Annotated in this window: 17 protein-coding genes, 1 pseudogene and 1 riboswitch; of the genes and pseudogenes, 12 read left to right on the forward strand and 6 right to left on the reverse strand. The window is 67.5% G+C overall.

Annotated features, from left to right (window positions below; genetic code table 11):
• Positions 1–24 precede the first annotated feature (24 nt).
• Genes ACFC09_RS22020 through ACFC09_RS22030 form a run of 3 tightly spaced genes read right to left on the reverse strand, consistent with a single transcriptional unit; the run spans position 25 to position 2,049 of the window.
• Positions 25–1,173: a cystathionine gamma-lyase gene (locus ACFC09_RS22020; protein WP_376530894.1), complete on the reverse strand. Its 1,149-nt coding sequence runs from the start codon at positions 1,171–1,173 to the stop codon at positions 25–27.
• On the reverse strand, positions 1,170–1,661 hold the full coding sequence (locus ACFC09_RS22025; RefSeq protein WP_376530896.1) for a low molecular weight protein-tyrosine-phosphatase: 492 nt from the start codon (positions 1,659–1,661) through the stop codon (positions 1,170–1,172). The genes ACFC09_RS22020 and ACFC09_RS22025 overlap by 4 nt, the downstream gene beginning before the upstream one ends.
• 7 nt (positions 1,662–1,668) lie before the next feature.
• Entirely contained in the window at positions 1,669–2,049 is a 381-nt protein-coding gene (locus ACFC09_RS22030) for a phage holin family protein (RefSeq protein WP_376530899.1), read from the reverse strand.
• Positions 2,050–2,108: 59 nt separating this feature from the next.
• Here ACFC09_RS22030 and ACFC09_RS22035 point away from each other — a divergent pair, with 59 nt between their 5' ends.
• From ACFC09_RS22035 to ACFC09_RS22050, 4 genes are all read left to right on the forward strand, one after another.
• The gene (locus ACFC09_RS22035; protein WP_376530902.1) at positions 2,109–2,426 is read left to right on the forward strand and encodes a cupin domain-containing protein; all 318 of its coding nucleotides are present in this window, start codon (positions 2,109–2,111) and stop codon (positions 2,424–2,426) included.
• Between the two features lie 203 nt (positions 2,427–2,629).
• Complete coding sequence (locus tag ACFC09_RS22040) at positions 2,630–2,842, forward strand: DUF5326 family protein (RefSeq protein ID WP_376530904.1); 213 nt, start codon at positions 2,630–2,632, stop codon at positions 2,840–2,842.
• A gap of 198 nt (positions 2,843–3,040) precedes the next feature.
• Positions 3,041–3,901, forward strand: coding sequence for an IclR family transcriptional regulator (locus ACFC09_RS22045; RefSeq protein ID WP_376530907.1), 861 nt, complete (start codon positions 3,041–3,043; stop codon positions 3,899–3,901).
• A gap of 98 nt (positions 3,902–3,999) precedes the next feature.
• Positions 4,000–4,437 carry an SsgA family sporulation/cell division regulator gene (locus ACFC09_RS22050; RefSeq protein WP_376530910.1) on the forward strand — a complete coding sequence of 146 codons (438 nt, stop codon included), beginning with the start codon at positions 4,000–4,002 and terminating at the stop codon, positions 4,435–4,437.
• A gap of 85 nt (positions 4,438–4,522) precedes the next feature.
• Here ACFC09_RS22050 and ACFC09_RS22055 read toward each other — a convergent pair whose 3' ends face one another.
• The gene (locus ACFC09_RS22055; protein WP_376530913.1) at positions 4,523–6,046 is read right to left on the reverse strand and encodes a YibE/F family protein; all 1,524 of its coding nucleotides are present in this window, start codon (positions 6,044–6,046) and stop codon (positions 4,523–4,525) included.
• A 71-nt stretch (positions 6,047–6,117) separates the two neighbouring features.
• Positions 6,118–6,295, forward strand: a riboswitch (TPP riboswitch).
• Between ACFC09_RS22055 and thiC the strand changes: the two genes are divergently transcribed.
• The gene (gene thiC / locus ACFC09_RS22060; RefSeq protein ID WP_376530916.1) at positions 6,288–8,126 is read left to right on the forward strand and encodes a phosphomethylpyrimidine synthase ThiC; all 1,839 of its coding nucleotides are present in this window, start codon (positions 6,288–6,290) and stop codon (positions 8,124–8,126) included. (Overlaps the previous riboswitch by 8 nt.)
• Positions 8,127–9,716: 1,590 nt before the next feature.
• Positions 9,717–10,631: an aminoglycoside phosphotransferase family protein gene (locus tag ACFC09_RS22065; RefSeq protein ID WP_376530919.1), complete on the forward strand. Its 915-nt coding sequence runs from the start codon at positions 9,717–9,719 to the stop codon at positions 10,629–10,631.
• Positions 10,632–10,634: 3 nt separating this feature from the next.
• Here the strand turns inward: ACFC09_RS22065 and ACFC09_RS22070 are convergent, their stop codons facing one another.
• Positions 10,635–12,017 carry a sporulation protein gene (locus tag ACFC09_RS22070; RefSeq protein WP_376530921.1) on the reverse strand — a complete coding sequence of 461 codons (1,383 nt, stop codon included), beginning with the start codon at positions 12,015–12,017 and terminating at the stop codon, positions 10,635–10,637.
• Positions 12,018–12,223: 206 nt separating this feature from the next.
• Here ACFC09_RS22070 and ACFC09_RS22075 point away from each other — a divergent pair, with 206 nt between their 5' ends.
• Together ACFC09_RS22075 and ACFC09_RS22080 are read left to right on the forward strand one after the other, a co-directional pair.
• Positions 12,224–12,778: an ATP-binding protein gene (locus ACFC09_RS22075; RefSeq protein WP_376530923.1), complete on the forward strand. Its 555-nt coding sequence runs from the start codon at positions 12,224–12,226 to the stop codon at positions 12,776–12,778.
• A gap of 322 nt (positions 12,779–13,100) precedes the next feature.
• The gene (locus ACFC09_RS22080; RefSeq protein ID WP_376530926.1) at positions 13,101–13,397 is read left to right on the forward strand and encodes a hypothetical protein; all 297 of its coding nucleotides are present in this window, start codon (positions 13,101–13,103) and stop codon (positions 13,395–13,397) included.
• Positions 13,398–13,807: 410 nt separating this feature from the next.
• Here the strand turns inward: ACFC09_RS22080 and ACFC09_RS22085 are convergent, their stop codons facing one another.
• On the reverse strand, positions 13,808–14,587 hold the full coding sequence (locus ACFC09_RS22085) for a GntR family transcriptional regulator (protein ID WP_376530928.1): 780 nt from the start codon (positions 14,585–14,587) through the stop codon (positions 13,808–13,810).
• 166 nt (positions 14,588–14,753) lie between these two features.
• Between ACFC09_RS22085 and ACFC09_RS22090 the strand changes: the two are divergent.
• The 4 genes and pseudogenes from ACFC09_RS22090 (at position 14,754) to ACFC09_RS22105 (ending at position 18,273) form a co-directional block, all read left to right on the forward strand.
• A pseudogene (locus ACFC09_RS22090) lies at positions 14,754–15,108 on the forward strand (hypothetical protein).
• Positions 15,108–16,412, forward strand: a complete 1,305-nt coding sequence (locus ACFC09_RS22095; RefSeq protein ID WP_376531138.1) for an FtsK/SpoIIIE domain-containing protein — start codon at positions 15,108–15,110, stop codon at positions 16,410–16,412. Before ACFC09_RS22090 ends, ACFC09_RS22095 begins: the two are co-directional and overlap by 1 nt.
• Positions 16,409–16,606: a hypothetical protein gene (locus tag ACFC09_RS22100; protein WP_376530930.1), complete on the forward strand. Its 198-nt coding sequence runs from the start codon at positions 16,409–16,411 to the stop codon at positions 16,604–16,606. Before ACFC09_RS22095 ends, ACFC09_RS22100 begins: the two co-directional genes overlap by 4 nt.
• A gap of 305 nt (positions 16,607–16,911) precedes the next feature.
• Positions 16,912–18,273 carry a replication initiator gene (locus ACFC09_RS22105; protein ID WP_376531140.1) on the forward strand — a complete coding sequence of 454 codons (1,362 nt, stop codon included), beginning with the start codon at positions 16,912–16,914 and terminating at the stop codon, positions 18,271–18,273.
• Positions 18,274–18,324 lie beyond the last annotated feature (51 nt).

Below are 18,324 nucleotides of genomic sequence, written 5' to 3' on the forward strand. Positions count from 1 at the left end.
AACCCGAGCCGTCTCCCCGCCCGGTCACGTCGCGGACTCGTCCAGCGCCCGTAGCAGATCGGCCACCAGGTCCTCGGGATCCTCCGCGCCCACCGAGAGCCGGATGAAGCCCTCCGGAACCGCGTCTCCTCCCCAGCGCCCACGGCGTTCGGCGGTGGACCGGACCCCGCCGAAGCTCGTCGCGTCCTCGACGAGCCGCAGCGATGCGAGGAAACGCTCGGCACGCGCGCGCGTGGGCAGCGTGAAGGAGACCACGGACCCGAAGCGCCGCATCTGCCGCGCGGCGGTCCCGTGCGAAGGGTCCTCGGGCAGCCCCGGATACCGCAGCCCGGTCACCTCGGGCTGGTCCCGCAGCACCCGCGCCACCGCGAGCGCCGTGGTGTCCTGCCGGTCCACGCGCAGTTGTAGCGTGGAGATGGACCGGTGGGCCAGCCACGCCTCCATGGGTCCCGGGATCGCCCCGACGATCTTGCGCCAGCGACGTACGGCGGCCATGGCCTCGGCGTCGCGCCCCACGACGTAGCCCAGGAGGACGTCCCCGTGGCCGGTGAGCTGCTTGGTGCCGCTGGCCACCGAGAAGTCCGCGCCCAGCTCCAGCGGACGCTGCCCGAGGGGTGTGGCGAGGGTGTTGTCGACCGCGACGAGCGCGCCACGCGCGTGTGCCGCCCCGACCAGGCGGCGGATGTCGCACACGTCGAGCCCGGGGTTCGACGGCGTCTCGATCCACAGCAGCTTCGCGCCGTCCAGCACGTCGAGCTGGGCGTCGCCGGCGGTCGGCGCGACGCGCACCTCGATGCCGTACGCCTCCAGCTGGGCGCGTACCAGCGGCAGCACCTGGTAGCCGTCGGAGGGCAGTACGACCGCGTCCCCGGCGCGCAGCTGGGAGAAGACCACCGACGAGATGGCCGCCATGCCGGAGGCGAACACCAGTGTCTCCGCACCGTCCGTTCCGGGCGCCTCCAGCTCCCCGATGGCGCGCTCCAGCAGGGTCCAGGTCGGGTTGTCGTCGCGGCCGTAGGAGTAGGGGCCCGTCACCTCGCCCGGCAGATGGAAATGGGCGGCGAAGACCGGTCCGGGCAGCGTCGGTTCGTTTTTGACCGGCTCGGGCAGTCCGGCGCGGACGACGCGTGTGCCGTCGCCGGGCCGGCCGTCGTTCTCGGGGTTGTCGCTCATCCGGCCTGTTCCTCCAGACGGTCGCGTACGGCGGCGAGCAGCCCCGTGCTCGCCGCCTCCACCATCCCAAGGCACTCCGTGAAGCCGTCCAGCCCGCCGTAGTAGGGGTCGGGTACGTCGAGGTCGTCCCCGGCGGCGGGGTCGTAGGAGCGCAGCAGCCGCACCTTGCGGGCGTCCTCCTCCGTGGGCGCCAGGCGGCGCAGGGCCTTGAGGTGGCCGGAGTCGAGGGCGATCACAAGGTCGAGGCGGGCGAACCAGGACGGCTGGAACCGACGGGCCGTGTGGTCGATGTCATAGCCGTGCTCCTCCAGGACGGCGACGGTGCGCGGATCGGCGCCGTTGCCCTCGTGCCAGCCGCCGGTGCCGGCGCTGTCGACCTCGACCAGATCCTGGAGGTGCGCTTCCTCGGCGCGGGCGCGAAAGACGGACTCGGCCATGGGGGAGCGGCAGATGTTGCCGGTGCAGACGAAGCAGACGCGGTAGGTCATCGCGGGCTCAGTCCTTGCCGTCGGGCAGGACGAGGTGCAGCGCCCAGGAGACGATCGAGATGATCAGGCCGCCGAGGACGGCGGTCCAGAAACCCTGCACGTGGAAGCTCAGGTCGAGCTTGTCGCACAGCCAGGAGGTCAGCAGCAGCATCAGCGCGTTGACCACCAGCGTTATCAGGCCGAGCGTCAGGATGAACAGGGGGAAGGTGAGCACCTGGACGATCGGCTTGACCAGGAAATTCACCAAGCCGAAGACCAGGGCGACGACGATCAGGGTGCCGATCTTCTTGGCCGTGTTGTCACCTGTCAGGGTGATCTTGTCGAGCAGCCACACGGCGACGGCCAGCGCCCCGGCATTGGCGATCGTCTTGACTACGAAATTCTTCATGTGTCTGATCGTGGCAGACGGGAACGGCGACGAGCAGTGGGGCGAGGTCGGCAAGAACGATGAAGGCATTCCGGTTGGACGAACTGGAGGCGGAACGCGCCGCCAACGAGGGTGCTTACCTGCAGTTTCTACGCGAACGGAATATGTCGGTCGGCCTGTACGCGCTCGACGCGGGAGACTCGGACCCGCAGCAGCCCCACCGTCAGGACGAGGTGTACTTCGTCGTCAGCGGCCGCGCGTCGATCACCGTCGGCACGGAGACCACGCAGGTCGCGCGCGGCAGCGTGGTGTACGTGCCCGCCGGGGTCGCCCACAAGTTCCATCACATCAGCGAGGATCTGCGGGTCCTGGTGGTGTTCTCTCCGCCCGAGGCGTGACCTCGGGCCCCGGATTCCCTAGGGGAACGGTCAGGGGAGCGCAAGGGATGCGAGGTGCCCGCGAGGGCACCTCGCGGCTCTAGCATCGAGAACAGGACACGACGACCGTGGACAGGCGTCGGGGCATCGGGAACCGCCCGGCAGGTGTCGTCAACCGGCGGGCATGTCCGGCAATGTTGGGAACACAGAGAAGGACGAGGGCAATGCGAGGGATCTTCACGGGACTGCCGTGGTGGGTGAAGTGGATCGCGGTGCCGGTCATCGCCCTGGTCGTGTTCGGCGGCCTGATCGCGACCGTGGTCGGCTTCGTGATCGGCCTCCTCTTCAAGGCGCTGATCTTCGTGGCGCTGGTCGGTGGACTCATCTACGTGGTACGGAAATTCATGTCCGGTTCCTCGTCGCGCGGCGACTGGTGAGCCCCGCGGGAGACCGGTGACGAAACAGGAGTCACCGGATCCCTCGGGCGAGGGAAGTTTCCCGGCAGGCCGTCCGAGAACCGTGGCCGACGGTTAGAGTCCGGAACTCCACGCGGGGTCCAGCCCTCCCGAGCGGTGCAGACCCCCCACCCGTGTCTCCTCCGCACGGGGTTGCCTCTCGCGCTTCGGGAGTGACCTTTGGCCACGGTTGATACCGCACTTGCGGAAACGCACACGCTTTTCGCACCGCCGCCCTCGGACGCGCCCCGTGTACCGGGGCCGCCCGCGGTGTCGGTCCCCGAGCAGCCGCACTCCGCGACCCTCATCGGTTCCGTGCAGCGCGCGATGCGCCTGCTGGAGTGCGTCGCCGGGCACGAGTACGGCGCCCCCGCCAAGCAACTGGCCCGCGAGACCGGACTGGCCCTCCCCACGGCCTACCACCTGCTGCGCACTCTCGTGCACGAGGGCTATCTACGGCGGGACAAGGGACTGTTCTTCCTCGGTGAGGCAGCGGTACGGCTGAGCAGCAGCGGCGCGCGGCAGAAACGTCGCAGCACCGTGGCCTCCACGCTTGCACAGTGGCGCGATTCCATCGGTGTGCCCGTGTACTACGCCGCGTACCGCGAGGGTGAGATCGAGATCATGTGCATCTCCGACAGCCCGGGCACCCCGGCGGTCGAGGAGTGGGCGGACTTCCGCGAGACCGGTCACGCTCACGCGATCGGGCAGTGCCTGCTGTCGCAGCTTGACGAGGCGGCCCGGCGCGACCATCTCGACCGCCACCCCGTTCAGTCCATCACCCCGTACACCGTGCGCGACGACCACAGCCTGCTGCGACGCCTGGAGCGCGTGCGCCGGATGACTCCGGTGGCGGAACGGCAGGAGTACGCGCTGGGCACGGTCTGCGCGGCCATCCCGATCACGATCGGCACCACGGCCGCCACCATGGCCATCTCGGTGCCCTTCCATCAGGCCGGCCGGTTGCTGCCCGCGGTGGAACTTCTGCAGGCCGAGATCACACGTCATCTCGGGACACTCGCGATCTCTATCAGTATCTGAAAACTCACTCCTTGTGATCTGTCGTGTACGTTCAGCAAGATGCCATCAGGGCCAATGGGTCATTCCAGGCCAGTCCGCATGACATGACGGGGTAGGCGATGCGCGAGTCCGTACAGGCAGAGGTCATGATGAGCTTCCTCGTCTCCGAGGAGCTCTCCTTCCGCATTCCGGTGGAGTTGCGGTACGAGACCTGCGATCCCTATGCCGTACGGCTGACCTTCCACCTGCCCGGAGACGCCCCGGTGACCTGGGCCTTCGGGCGGGAGCTGCTGATCGACGGGGTGGGCCGACCGTGCGGGGACGGTGACGTGCACATCGCACCCATCGATTCCGAGGCCCTGGGCGAGGTGCTGATCCGGCTCCAGGTCGGCGGCGACCAAGCGGTGTTCCGGTCCTCGGCACCGCCGCTGGTGGCGTTCCTGGACCGTACGGACAAGCTGGTGCCGCTGGGCCAGGAGGGGGCGCTCGCCGACTTCGACGCCCACCTCGAAGAGGCCCTGGACCGCATCCTGGCCGAGGAGCAGAGCGCCGGCTGAGACGTGGTCGGCCGGGTGCGGGCGGTGCCGACGGCGGATTGTGCAGGAACGCTTCCTCTCGGACCTTCCCGTTCTGGGCGGCGCGTCACCGCTTGCGGCGCCTGCCCCTCCCGCCGCGGGCTACGGCGGCCGGTGCCGTGCCCGCCGGGACCGCCGCCCCCACGGGAGCCGGGGCTGCCGGCCCCGGCCGGTCGGCCGACACGACCAGCGCCGCCAGCGCCGTGGTGACCGGCACCGAGGCGACCAGACCGATCGAGCCCACCAGGGTGCGGACGATCTCCTCTGCCACCAACTCGCTGTTGGCGACCGTGTCGACACTGCTCTGCGCGATCGAGAAGAGCAACAGCAGCGGCAGAGCGGCGCCGGCGTAGGCGAGGACGAGCGTGTTGACGACGGACGCGATGTGGTCACGGCCGATGCGGATGCCCGCGCGGTACAGCCCGCGCCAGCCCATCGAGGGATTGGCCTCGTGCAGTTCCCAGACGGCGGACGTCTGTGTCACCGTCACGTCGTCCAGGACGCCCAGCGAGCCGATGATGACGCCGGCCAGGAGCAGACCGCTCATGTCGATCGACGGGTACAGACCGTGGATCAGGCCGGTGTTGTCGTCCGTGTTGCCCGTCAGCGCCGCCCAGCCGATGAACCCGGAGCCGAGGACGCCGATCAGCAGCAGCGAGACCAGCGTGCCGAGGACAGCCACCGAGGTCCGGGCCGACAGGCCGTGGCAGATGTACAGGGCGATCAGCATGATGGCACTCGAACCGATCACGGCCACGACCAGTGGATTCGAGCCCTGTAGAACGGCGGGCAGGATGAAGAGGGTCAGCACCAGGAAGCTGATGGCAAGGGCGACGAGCGCCATCACGCCCCGCAGTCGGCCCACCACCACGACGGCGAGCGCGAAGATGCCGGCGAGCAGTGCCAGCGGGAGCTTCCGGTTCACATCGGTGACCGAGTACTGAAGGTCCTTCGGTGCCGACGGCTCGTAGGCGACGACCACCTTCTCGTTCTGGTGCAGTTGCCGTGGCTGGTCCGGCTGCACGATCTCCGTGAACGTACGGCCCTTGTCCTTGCCGGTGTCGACCCGGACGGTGGCCTTCTTGCAGGTACCGGTGGCCTGCTGCTGTGCCGAGTTGCCCTCGGCGGTGGAGGTGTCGCCGGTCGGGGTGTCCCCCGAGGCGTTCACCGACTTGCAGCTCACCGCGACGACCTGGGTGACCGTGGCCTGCTGCGTCTGCCGGTCGAAGCCGACCCCGGTGCGCTCGTGCGGCGGGGCCCCGCCGGGCCAGAGCACCACGAGCCCGACGACGACCGCCGCCGTGAACGGGATGAGGACGGCCGCGATGACCTTGCGCAGATGCTTGGAGACGGGCGCCGCGGGCCCGTGGCTGTGACTGTGGCCGTGTCCGTGTGCATGGCCGTGTCCGTGGCCCTCACCGGGGCTCTGGCCGGAACCCTGACCGACTCCCGGACCGTGTTCATGGCCCGGACCACGGTTGTGTCCGGCACCGGGACCGTGGCCCGCGTGGCCGTGTCCGCCGCCCTGCTCGGAGCCGCGTCTGCGCTGCGGCTCGGGTGGGGGGGACGGGGACTGCTGCATCGTGGTCACCGACCGATCATCGCAAGAACGACAGGGGCCCTCTGTTCACCGCGCCCGAAGTGACGCTAGCGTGGAGGCACCTTTGCACACGCGGGAGCTCGGAGCACCGGGCTGAGAGGGCGCTGACCTCCGTATTCGCGATGTTTCACGTGGAACGATCGATGTTTCACATGGAACACCGATGAACGGAAGCCGCTGCGTCGACCGCTGAACCTGTTACCGGGTAATGCCGGCGTAGGGAGTAGGTCTCATGACCAACAAGGACGAACGCACGCCTGTCTCCACGCAGCACGCGACGATCGGAGCCGTCAACGGATCCGACGGCGTCGAGGGCGCGACGACGGGGAAGTCCATCGGCTGGCACAAGGGGTATGTCGAGGGCTCACGCTCCGACCTGCACGTGCCTGTCCGTCAGGTGCACCTCACCAACGGGAAGTCGGTCACGCTGTACGACACCTCGGGGCCGTACACCGATCCGCTCGTCGAGACCGATGTCCGTAGGGGCCTGCCGCCGCTGCGGGAGAGCTGGATCATCGCTCGCGGGGACACGGAGGAGTACGCGGGCCGTCCCGTCCGCCCCGAGGACGACGGAATCAAGCACACCTCGCCGCGCGGCGGGCTGCGCAACCTGGACGCCGTCTTCCCCGGCCGCCCCAGGCAGCCGCGCCGGAGCCGTGACGGCGTCGCGGCGGTCACGCAACTCGCCTATGCGCGACGTGGCGAGATCACTCCGGAAATGGAGTTCGTGGCGATCAGGGAGAACGTTTCTCCCGAGGTGGTCCGCGAGGAGATCGCCGCGGGACGGGCCGTCCTGCCGGCCAACGTCAACCACCCGGAGATCGAGCCGATGATCATCGGTAAACGGTTCCTGGTGAAGGTCAACGCCAACATCGGCAACTCGGCGGTGACCTCCTCCATCGAGGAGGAGGTCGAGAAGATGACCTGGGCGACCCGCTGGGGGGCCGACACGGTCATGGACCTGTCCACCGGCCGCAACATCCACACCACTCGCGAGTGGGTGCTGCGCAACTCCCCCGTCCCCATCGGCACGGTGCCGCTCTACCAGGCGCTGGAGAAGGTCGACGGCAGGGCCGAGGAACTGACCTGGGAGATCTACAAGGACACGGTCATCGAGCAGGCCGAGCAGGGCGTGGACTACATGACGGTCCACGCGGGCGTCCGGCTGCCGTACGTGCCGCTGACCGCGAACCGCAAGACCGGCATCGTCTCGCGCGGCGGCTCGATCATGGCGGCCTGGTGCCTTGCGCACCACAAGGAGTCGTTCCTGTACGAGAACTTCGAGGAACTGTGCGAGATCCTCGCCGCCTACGACGTCACGTACTCGCTCGGCGACGGCCTGCGCCCCGGTTCGATCGCGGACGCCAACGACGAGGCGCAGTTCGCGGAACTGCGCACGCTCGGGGAACTCAACCGGATCGCCCAGCGTTTCCATGTACAGACGATGATCGAGGGCCCGGGACATGTCCCGATGCACAAGATCAAGGAGAACATCGACCTGCAGCAGGAGATCTGCGATGAAGCTCCGTTCTATACGCTCGGCCCGCTGACGACGGACGTCGCTCCGGCCTACGATCACATCACCTCCGGCATCGGGGCCGCGATGATCGCCTGGTGGGGCACGGCGATGCTCTGCTACGTCACGCCCAAGGAGCACCTGGGCCTGCCCAACCGGGACGACGTCAAGACCGGCGTCATCACCTACAAGATCGCTGCCCACGCGGCCGACCTCGCCAAGGGACACCCGGGCGCCCAGGAGTGGGACGACGCGTTGTCCGACGCCCGGTTCGAGTTCCGGTGGGAGGACCAGTTCAACCTCGCCCTGGACCCGGACACGGCACGGGAGTTCCACGACGAGACGCTCCCGGCCGAGCCCGCCAAGACGGCCCACTTCTGCTCCATGTGCGGACCGAAATTCTGCTCGATGAAGATTAGCAAAACCATCACATCTCGCTTCGGTGCCGCTGCCGTTGAGGGCGCCACACAGGACGAGATCACGGAGGGGATGCTCCAGAAGTCGAAGGAGTTCGCGGAGGCGGGGCATCGGGTTTACCTGCCGATGGCGGAGTAGGCCCAGGTAGGCGGCGGCCTAGGACTCCGAGGGGGCCTGGGCCGGCGCTCGGCGCTTGGCTGTACGAGCCGCTTTGTGCACCCACTGCCGGTAGTGCTTGGTCTGCAACTGCACTATTGGATTGGTCCGCTGGCGCGCGCCTTCGGTGGAGCGTGAGGGCCATGCATGACGGCACATCCGCATCGAGCCGGAGTCGTTCACTGCTTGCGCGTCTGAGGCATCAACTACTTTTGATCACAGGCGCGTTCGCTGTTACTACACATCATTGGTCGACGGCGCATTGAAGATCCTTGCGCTACGATCCCGGGTGTTGAAGTCGCTGTCCGGTACGCGGGGAATCGGATCTTGATTACTTCGCGTAATCGGCTGATCGCTGGGAGTGATGTGGCCGGGCTGGGTAGAAATAACAAGGTAGCCCTGTGGAGTGCTGGAATCGGTGCGGTTGCTCTAATTATTGCGGCCATAATCACCGGCGTCTTTCAGGGTGACGACGGGGGGAAGCGGACTGAATGCAGTCAGGGTGCGATCTGTGGTGACAGTAACTCTGGAAACAGTGTCAACGGCGGCAAAAATGAAACCGCAAATCCTTAAAGGGTGGTTAGGGGGATTTTGTGCGAGTTCGTTTAGGTCGCATGTTGTTTTTGGTGGCGTCCCTCGTGATTGCCGCCCCTCTTGCGGGTTGTTCGGATAGTAAAACAAATTGCTATTCAGGGGCGCTCTGCGGGGATGGTAACAAGGGGAACACTGTCGGGAAATCCGACGAACCATCGAAAACCTCCAGCACTTCGGCTGCCTCCGACGTAGACTCTTCTTCTAGAGAGGCTACGAGTAGCACCACAGGTGCACCTGCCCCAAGCTCAACTAGTATCCGGTATTCAGGGGCCATCAATCTGAGCTTCGTCGACCTTGACTCGCTTCCCCCTAAAAGGCTATCCAGTAATACTGGTGCAAGCGTCTGGGTCTACACTGAGTCCGACGCAGAAGGTAAAGCAGAGGCCAAGGGGGCAACCTTGTACGGCCTTGGCGGAGGCTCTTTTACGACACAGTCCACAATTGCACAGTGGTCCGATTCGACTAGACCTAATCGTCAGCAATGTTTAGACAAAATTACCACGTGGAGTGCGGAGACCTCGCCAGTGGCCAGCGGGGATCGCTTTTGCGTCAAGACGGCAGCAGGGCGAATCGCCTTTATTAAGGTTGGGGCCTTTGATCGTGCTAGTGGCTCTTTTGCTGCTACCGCTGAAATCTGGGAGACAACCTCCTGACAAGTAAAGATCCTATGTGAAGGCACAGGGTTGGCGCCCGGAGTGCTGGGTGCTTATCAAGAGGATGGCTTTGACGTCCTCCTCATACTGTGTGTCCACGCATCTTCTCGTCCAGCTGTTTCCGCAGTAGCCAGTCCCACCCAAACCCGCATACAAGCCGTGTCGTCCCACACATACGCTGTCTGCGCCCTTGTCGCTGGCGTTCGTACCCTCGTGTTGCGGTGCTTCCCTCGATACCGTCGTGGTCGTGTCCGGCGTACGTCGGGTTGGTCACCCGTATTCGTGCGCTGGTTGATCGCGCGCGACTAGGGGAGCTGGTACGGGCATGGCGGTTGACGCTGCTCGATCGGAAGAGGGGTTCACGTCGGCGAGGGCTGCGCGGGTGATGGCTGCCGCGTGCCGGGCCGCGGGGCTCGATGACACAGGCGCGGAGCTGATCCGCCTCGGGGAGAACGCGCTGTTTCGGCTGGCATCCGCGCCGGTGGTCGTGCGCGTGGCGCGGGGGGAAGAGTGGTTGTCCAAGGCTCGCGGCGAAGTGGATGTGTCGCGGTGGCTGGCGGAGGAACAGTTCCCGGCTGCTCGGATCGTTGAGGATCTTGAGCAGCCTCTCCTGATCAACGGTCACCCGGTGACGTTCTGGCACCTGATCGTTGAGGGAGACCGTAAAGCAACGTACGGGGAGCTGGGCAAGGTCCTGCGGGATCTGCACTCGCTGACCGTGCCGGACGGGCTGTCGCTGCCGTCGTTCAGTCCCTTTGACAAGCAAGAGCTGCGAGTCGACCGTGCCGTCATCCCGAACGATGACAAGGTCTTCTTGCGGAAGCGTTGGCATGAGCTACAGGACAAGTACGCGGAGCTGAGGTTCGAGACGCCCAAGGGGCCGGTGCACGGGGACGCTCATGTGCAGAACCTCATGGTGGATGACCAGGGCCGTGTGATCCTGATCGACTTTGAAGCCTTCTGCTACGACCATCCCGAGTGGGATCTCATGGTCACGGCGGTGGAGCACCACAGTCTTGGTTGGCAGACGGAGGAGCAGTACGCCGACTTCGTAGCGGCGTACGGGCGTGACCTGTACGACTGGCACGGTTACGAGACGCTGCGTGGCATCCAGGAGTTCGGGATGACGACCTGGCTCATGCAGAACGTGCAGGAGAACGAGGAGACCGCGGCCGAGTACCGCCGGCGCGTGGCAGGGCTGCGCGATGACGATGCGCCCCGGGACTGGCGGCCCTGGTAGCTGCTACTCGTCGTCCTCGTCCAGGCGGGCGAGTGCGTCTCGTACCTTCTCATTGAAGGCTGCGACGGTGGGGTTCGTCGTGTGCACGCTGACCTCGTTCTGGAAATCGGTCACGTAGCGCTGGAAGCGGGTGGACTGGAGGGAGTCGCCACCGTCGACTGCAAGGCTCGCGGTCGTGACGGCTGCCTCCAGTTCGCCGTTGAGGAGTTGGCTTTGAGCGAGCACCATGCGGCAGAAGCCCAGGGTGCGGGCGTACTTCGGGTCCGTGCTGTCAACGGCGCGCTGAGCTTGCTCGACCGCTTCCCTGCGCATCTTGAGGTCGCGGAAACAGTGGCAGAGTTCGCCCATGAGTTCCGCCTCGTCGAAGTAGCCGAGCCATGCGGGGTCGTCGGCTGTGTCGGCGCGTTCGAAGTGGCGCTCTGCCTCCTTCATGGCACGAGCTGCCGCGATGCTGTCGCCCGCGTTGGACAGGGCGCGGGCTTCCATTGCCGAGTAGTTCGACAAAGCGCGTGGCGTGGCCCGGCCCTTGGCACCCTCGACGGCGGCGCGGGACAACTGGATGGCCTGGGCGTGATTGCCCAGGTAGTTGGCCTGGTGGCTGAGGTTGCCGAGGATGCGGGCGCCGAACATGCGGTCGTCGATGACCTGGGACATGCGCAGTGTGGAGGTGAGGTAGCGGTGGGCGAGTCGGTGATTACCGGCGTCGTACGCGGTCCATGCAAGTAGCTGGGAGACCTCCGCGGCGGCGCCGAATAACGCGGTGCCTACCTTCTCGCTGTAGCTCGCGTTCAGGAGGGGCAAGACCTCGTGCCGGAAGTAGTGGCGCAGTGCCTTGTGGCCGTGGCCTCCGCCGTACTTGAAGTCGAGTGCCATGAAGGTTCCGGCTGCGTCTCTGATCGCGCGGACGTCGCGCATTCCGACTCGTTCGTGAGCGGGCCTGTCCGCCTGGATGCCGTCGGGGCGGGCGATCATCCATGACAGGACGGCTGAGCTGAGGTCTGCGTCTGCGACGATCAGTTGGCTTGGAGCGGGGTGGTCGGCACGCTCTTGGGCCAGTCCGTCGAGCATGGACAGGACGTCGGGGACGGTGCTCGGGTATCCGATCGGCTCGGGTGGCGTCGTCTTGGTGTGGTCGAAGAACCCGAGATCGCCCGGTGTGATCCGGCGTCCGAGTTTGGCTGAAAACACGTCTGCCATGAGTGCCGCTGTCTGCGGCCGGATGCCCGCGCCTTCTCGCCATCTCTTCACGGCGATGTGCGTGGTACCTGAGCCTTGATCGAGACCGCGCCGTGTGGCCTCGTCCGCCATGCGTTTCGCAAGTCCCTTGTTCGAGACTTTCGCTTCGTCCATCACGGCGATCAACTGCGCGTTTGTTTCTCGGCTCATGCTCCCCTGCCAACCCGAGAATGACGGCGAGTGTTCATCGTGTCACAGCGGCCTCGTCTTGGGGGTCCATTTGTGAACCCCCCTCGGGTTTGCGGGTGTTCATTTGAACCCCCGGGTGAACGCTCCCGCCTGCGTCTCCGCAGTCGTTCACTGGTCGACACAGATCGGCGGGCTGTCGGGCTCGCCAGCGCTCGGGAGGGAACGCGGTGGACGTGCAGCAGAGCAAACACACGGCGAACGCCTCGGCTACGGGTACTCCGCGCCGCTCGGTGCACGATCCGTCGAACGGACATTTCCGGTCGCTGACGCTCTGTGCTGAGGACCGGGACTGTGTCAAGGCCGCGCGGGACGCGGTCGGCTCCTATCTGCGTACCTGGGGGCTGGCGCACGCGGTCGATGACGCGCGGCTCATCGTGTCCGAACTCGTCGGCAACGCCGTACACCACGCGGTACCGGATGACCGCCTGGCCGTGCCCGGTGGTGCGCGGCGGGTCGACGTGTCGCTGATGACCTGGCCTGAGGTGCTGGTGATCGGTGTGTCGGATGAGGACTCGACTCCGCCTGATCTCCCGCTGGGTGAGTTCATCTCCCCTGCGCTGGCGGGTGACTTCTCCGAGGCGCTGTTGCTGGACCGCGGGCGTGGGCTGCTGATCGTCCAGCGGCTGGCGGAGGCGGTCTGGTGGTCGCCGGGGACCAAGGGAGGCAAGACCGTGTGGTGCCGCCTTGACCTCGATCGGCTGTGGACTGAAAACCCGGCCTGACAGACGCCGGGTCGCCGCCCCGGTCTGCTCCCTCGCGATCGGGAGTGGGCGGCGACCCGGTCACCGGCCGGAGTCTGACCACTCCGGCCACGGGCGCGGCTCCTCGGACATCCGAGAGGCTCCCCCTCCCGATTGGGGAGCCGCGCTCCACAACCCCATACCGAGACCGGACCACCCCTGCGCCTGGCAGCTACCGGGGTGGTCCGGGAGGGAACGCGACGGTTCCCGGTGCCTGATGGTACCGGGGCCGTCGCGCTGCGTTCTGGCTCTGGTCCAAGGAAGTTGATGATCCGTTACCTAGATCAGGGCAGAGGTGGGCAAGGTGACTGGCTCGGGCGAAGGTTGGCTGAGTGACGGTCTCGATGCGGCGGGCGCGGACTTCGGTCTGTGGGTGTCCGGCGTCGACTACATCTCGGGTTGGCGTGAGGCGCGGGAGTCCGCCGACCGGTTGAACCGTGCGCTCCTGGGTGCGGGTTTCGAGCTGGCGGACGTGAGGGCGGTCGCCTCGACCGACGAGGACGGGCGCGGGGTGGTGCGGCTGGCGGGCCGGCCAGTCGCCGTAGACCGTCTGGCTCGCTTCCTGGAGGGGCGCGCGGACGGTCGGGGCGGTGCGGCGTGAGGCGTCTTTTCGCTGGTGAGCGGTGCGGGTGGGCACGTCGCCAGCCGGAGAGACTTTGGGCGGGAGCTGCCATGGGGCGAGTGAACAGGGGGCCTTACGCTGGCTCGGCGAATCGGGCAGGTACTGGTCCTGCCCGCGTTTGTGCCCGATGGGCCCCCTGTTCTTCGAGGCTCGCCCCATGGTGGCTGCCTAAAGTCTCGGAGGCCGGCGACCCCCGGCCCCGTGGACCCTGGTCTGCGACGGCCGGTCGCCGCCTCGACTCCTCGTGCGTGTCGTGGGCAGGGGCGTGGGCCGACCGGACGGGACCGGCGGTCACGCCGCACGCCCGGCCGGGGCGGCTGGGCGCCCCGGCGCGCCGCAGGCGCGCCCTTGAGGAAGTGAAGGTTGTTTCGACCGATGCCCTCTCCTGCTCAGGCGCGGGTCCGCTGTGCGTGCTGCTCGTCGGCGGTGATCCGGTAGGCGAGTTCGGCACGGTCGGCGCCGAAGCGGAGTTCTTCGAGGAACAGCGGGCGGCCGTCGGTGTCGTGCGCGGTGCGGGCCACGTGCAGGATCGGGGTCGCGTCGGGGAGCTGGAGCGTGGTGCGCTCGTCGGGCAGGGGCATGTGCGCGCGTACGGTCTCGGTCCACGACAGATGGTGTCCGGCCTGGGTGAGGACCCAGTAGATCGCCGCCGCGGGCTTGCATGGCTCCTTGCCGAGCAGGGGAACGGCTTCGGCGACCTCGAAGGGGATCAGTGTGCGGTGCATGGCACGTGTCCCGGTGCTGGGGTCGATGAGCAGCCGGTCACAGCCGAACAGGGCTTCTTCTTCATCGAGTTGGAGGAGACGTCCGGTCTCCTTCGTGGTGCGGGTGCGGTAGGTACCCGGCTCCTCGGCCTCCTGCCAGATGTCGCCGTTGGGCATGACGAACCTGCCTTCGGCGGTGTGGCCGATACGGCGTTCGAGGGTGAGGCGTGGCTGTCCGCTGGAGCGTACGAAGCTGCCTTTGCCGTGGCGGACGTCGATGAGACCTTCCGCGCGCAGTGCGGCGATGGCGTTGCGGACGGTGGGGCGGGAGACCCCGTAGCGGGCCATCAACTGAGCTTCGGACGGCAGCAAGGAGTCCGGTGCGAACTCGCCGGACAGGATCGCTTCGCGGATCGCGGCGGCCACCTGCTGGTAGAGCGCTCCGGGGCGTTGGATCTCCGACATCGGGTCATCTCCGGCTCGGGGTCGTAGTCACGTCGCACGCGCGACATCACTCGTCAGCATAAGTACTTGCGCTCGTGCCGTACAGGGCTCCATAGTCGTAACTCGTAAGGACAAGTGACGTCAGAATCTCTCTGAGGTCCGTGACTGGCCAAGGAGGCCGAACAAGATGCAGTCCATTCCCGTGGACACAGCGCGACTGGGCGTACTGCGGTGCGCCATCGCGCCGGAAGCGAAGATCACCAACACCGAGACACAGGAGGTGAAGAGAGACCGGGACGGCAACCCGGTCTACACCGTGGCCGTCACCGTGCGGCAGGACGGGCGGCGGATCTCTGTCATCGAGATCGCTGTCAGCGGTGTCCCGAAGGGCATCGAGGAAGGTCAGATCGTCAGGGTGACCGGCCTGACCGCGTTCATGTGGGCGATGGGCGATGGGCGACCGGCACGGTGTCAGCTTCCGCGCCGACGCGATCACTCCCGTGCACGGCCCGGCGGCGCAGGGCAAGGGCGGTGCCGCGTGATGGAACCGACCCTGCTCGCCCTCGGCCTGGCGGTACTGGCCTGGCTGCTCGTCGTCGGTGACCTGGTGCGCCGGCACCGCCCGGCCTGGCACTGGTACTTCATCGGCTACCCGGCAACCGTCCGCCGAGTACTGGTGACCTGGCGCAAGGTCGCCGCGCTCAACGACCTTGCCGTATCCCGGCGTCCGCCCCGCGGTCTGCTCGGCGACCTGGTCGTCAAGGGCGATCCGCTGCGGCCGGTGACTCCGCGGATGTCATTCCCGCGGGCCACCCGCATGGGCCTGACAGTGACCGTGCGCCTGCACGCGGGCCAGACCCCGGCCACCTACCTGAAGGCGGCTGACGCACTGGTGCACGCATGGAAGGTCCACGCAGTCCGGGTCACCTCCCCGGAACGCGGGCTCGTACTGCTGACCGCGACAGCCATGGATCCGCTGGAGCGGCCCGGCTTAGCCACGGCACCGGCCGCCGAACTGCTGTCGGCGCTGATCGGCGTCCTGGAGAGCGGCGGCGCCTGGGTCATGAACCTGCGGCTCGTCCCGCACTGGCTGATCGCCGGAGCCACCCGGTCCGGCAAGTCCACCCTGCTGGCCCGACTGATCACCCAGCTCGCCAGTCAGCCGATCGCCCTCGTCGGGATCGACTGCAAGGGCGGCATGGAGCTGGGCCTGTTCGCAGACCGGTTGAGCGCGCTGGCCACGTGCAGGCGTGAGGCGGTCGCCGTGCTGGCCGCCCTCGTGGTCGACATGCAGGACCGGATGAACGCGTGCCGGGACGCCGGGGTCCGCTCGGTGTGGGAACTGCCGGACAAGCTCCGGCCGGTTCCCGTGGTCGTCATCGTCGACGAGATCGCGGAACTGTACCTCTCGGACGGCACCCGTGAGAGCAGGGCGGAAGCGGAGCAGTGCTCCACCCTGCTGCTGCGGCTGGCACAGCTCGGGGCCGCGCTCGGCATCCACCTGGTGGTCGCCGGACAGCGCGTCGGTTCCGACCTCGGGCCCGGCGTCACCGCGCTGCGGGCCCAGCTCGCCGGCCGGATCTGCCACCGCGTCAACGACCCCGGCACGGCAGAGATGACCCTTGGCGATCTGAACAAGGACGCCGTGGCCGTCGCCCAGTCCATCACCGCCCAGGAACGCGGTGTGGCCGTCTGCACCGGCCCGGACGGCGGATGGAGCCGTGCCCGCTCCCACCTCACCCCCACCGATGAGGCCGTCTCCATGGCCCGGAAGTACAGCGCGACGACCCCCGAACTGCCCGCTGTCGACCGCGCTCTTGCGGTGCTGGAAGGAGACGACAAGTGATCAGCGAAGGTGTGGCGTTCACGTTCGCGGTGATCTTCGGGATCATCACCGTCCTCCTCGTCCGCTCCCGCGATGTCCGCGCCTGGGAAGCGGTCTGCGTCGGCCTCTTCGGCCTCTACCTCGGCCAGACGCCCGTGGTCTTCACCATCCACAGCCTCGTCACCTGGGCGATCAGCGGCTTCTCCCACACCTGACCGCGTCTGACCACCGAAGGGAACGCAACGGCATGACCATGCGCCGCGTGAGGTGCCCCCACTGCAAGGGCGACGGAGCCCGCAAGACCTGGACAGGACGGCTGCGCCGCTGCCGCGTCTGCCGGGGCACCGGCACCATCCGCTGACCAACCACCCACGCAACGAAGGAACCCGCCCATGGACGACAGCGCACCACCAGCCACCATCCGTGCCGCTTCGGCGGCCCACCCCGGAAGGTCCCCACCATCACCCCGCATCCCACCACCCCGGCTTACCGGCGTGCCGCCCTCGACCGCGCGGCACGCCTGCGTCAGCTCCCCGAAGCAGACCGCGACGCCATCCGCCTCGTCCAAGACCCCCGGTTCCCCCGCCTGCTGGAACAGATCACCGCCACTGGCGGCTGCTCCCGCCCCGTCCACCTCTCCGGCTCGACCACCACCCTGGATGGCACCACCGGCGAGATCCTGCACCACTACGACACCCGCAACGAACCCGGCGAACGACTCCTGATCCGCTGCCGCAACCGACGCGCAACCGTCTGCCCGGCCTGCTCCCGCCTCCACGCCGGAGACACCTACCACCTCGTCCGCGCGGGCCTCCTCGGCGGCAAGAACGTCCCCGCCGCGGTCCGCGACCGACCCCGGCTGTTCGTCACCCTCACCGCCCCGTCGTTCGGACCCGTCCACCGTGCCGGAGAACGATGCCGTCCCCGGCGCGGCGGCGGCACCTGCGAACACGGCCGTCCCCTCGGCTGCAGCGCTGTCCACGCCCCGGACGCCTCCGCGGTCGGCCAACCGCTGTGCCCCGACTGCTACGACTACACCGCCCACGTGCTGTGGCACGCCCACGCCTCCAAGCTCTGGGACCGCTTCGTCATCGACGTACGGCGGCGCCTTGCCTCCTCCGCCGGCCTCGTACAGTCCCGCTTCGCGCAGCATGCGCGGCTGTCCTTCGCCCGCGTGGCCGAGTACCAGAAGCGGGCGGCTGTCCACGTCCATGCCGTCGTCCGCCTCGATGGCCCGGACGGACCCGACGACCAGCCTCCGACCTGGGGAACTGCGGAACTACTCATCGACGCCGTACGCGCCTCCGCCTGCCGGGTCCTGGTCCACACGCCGTACAGCGCCGCCGTGGGCGAGCTGGCCCTCCGCTGGGGCGCCCAGGTCGACGCGCGGCCCCTGCGTTCTGACAGCGGCAGCCCGGACGATGACGCGGTGGCGGCGTACGTGGCCAAGTACGTCACCAAGGGCGCGAGCGAGACAGGCGCCGGTCTCGACCACAAGGTCACCATCTGGGGCGACATCGATACGGCACCCGTGAGCGGACACGTCCGCATCCTCATGCGCACCTGTTGGCGCCTGGGCGGACTCCCCGAGTACGAGCCACTGAACCTTCGAACCTGGACTCACACCCTCGGTTACCGCGGCCACATCCTCACCAAATCCCGCGCCTACTCGACGACCTACGCCGCTCTCCGCGCCGATCGGGCAAGACACCGGGGGCAGAGCGAGATGCCCGGCACGGTCACGGACACCCGGTGGCGCTATGCCGGATCGGGGTACACGCCTGGAGCTGCCCTCATTGCCTCCGGTATTGCCGAAGACCTGACTCAGGCTCAGGAATTGAGAAAAGACGCAGCATTGACTGTGGTCGGTGATGCCGTCTGACTGCTCCCGGGATGAATCGCTGCTCCCCAGAGGGCGAAGACGCAGCAATTC

The organism is Streptomyces sp. NPDC056161 (assembly GCF_042268025.1).
Taxonomy (GTDB): Bacteria; Actinomycetota; Actinomycetes; order Streptomycetales; family Streptomycetaceae; genus Streptomyces.

Bases quoted from the DNA above. Each gene is read 5' to 3' on its own strand.
- ACFC09_RS22020 (WP_376530894.1), bottom strand. From the start codon at position 1,173: ATGAGCGACAACCCCGAGAACGACGGCCGGCCCGGCGACGGCACACGC.
- ACFC09_RS22025 (WP_376530896.1), bottom strand. From the start codon at position 1,661: ATGACCTACCGCGTCTGCTTCGTCTGCACCGGCAACATCTGCCGCTCC.
- ACFC09_RS22030 (WP_376530899.1), bottom strand. From the start codon at position 2,049: ATGAAGAATTTCGTAGTCAAGACGATCGCCAATGCCGGGGCGCTGGCC.
- ACFC09_RS22035 (WP_376530902.1), top strand. From the start codon at position 2,109: ATGAAGGCATTCCGGTTGGACGAACTGGAGGCGGAACGCGCCGCCAAC.
- ACFC09_RS22040 (WP_376530904.1), top strand. From the start codon at position 2,630: ATGCGAGGGATCTTCACGGGACTGCCGTGGTGGGTGAAGTGGATCGCG.
- ACFC09_RS22050 (WP_376530910.1), top strand. From the start codon at position 4,000: ATGCGCGAGTCCGTACAGGCAGAGGTCATGATGAGCTTCCTCGTCTCC.
- thiC (WP_376530916.1), top strand. From the start codon at position 6,288: ATGACCAACAAGGACGAACGCACGCCTGTCTCCACGCAGCACGCGACG.
- ACFC09_RS22065 (WP_376530919.1), top strand. From the start codon at position 9,717: ATGGCGGTTGACGCTGCTCGATCGGAAGAGGGGTTCACGTCGGCGAGG.
- ACFC09_RS22070 (WP_376530921.1), bottom strand. From the start codon at position 12,017: ATGAGCCGAGAAACAAACGCGCAGTTGATCGCCGTGATGGACGAAGCG.
- ACFC09_RS22085 (WP_376530928.1), bottom strand. From the start codon at position 14,587: ATGTCGGAGATCCAACGCCCCGGAGCGCTCTACCAGCAGGTGGCCGCC.
- ACFC09_RS22095 (WP_376531138.1), top strand. From the start codon at position 15,108: ATGGAACCGACCCTGCTCGCCCTCGGCCTGGCGGTACTGGCCTGGCTG.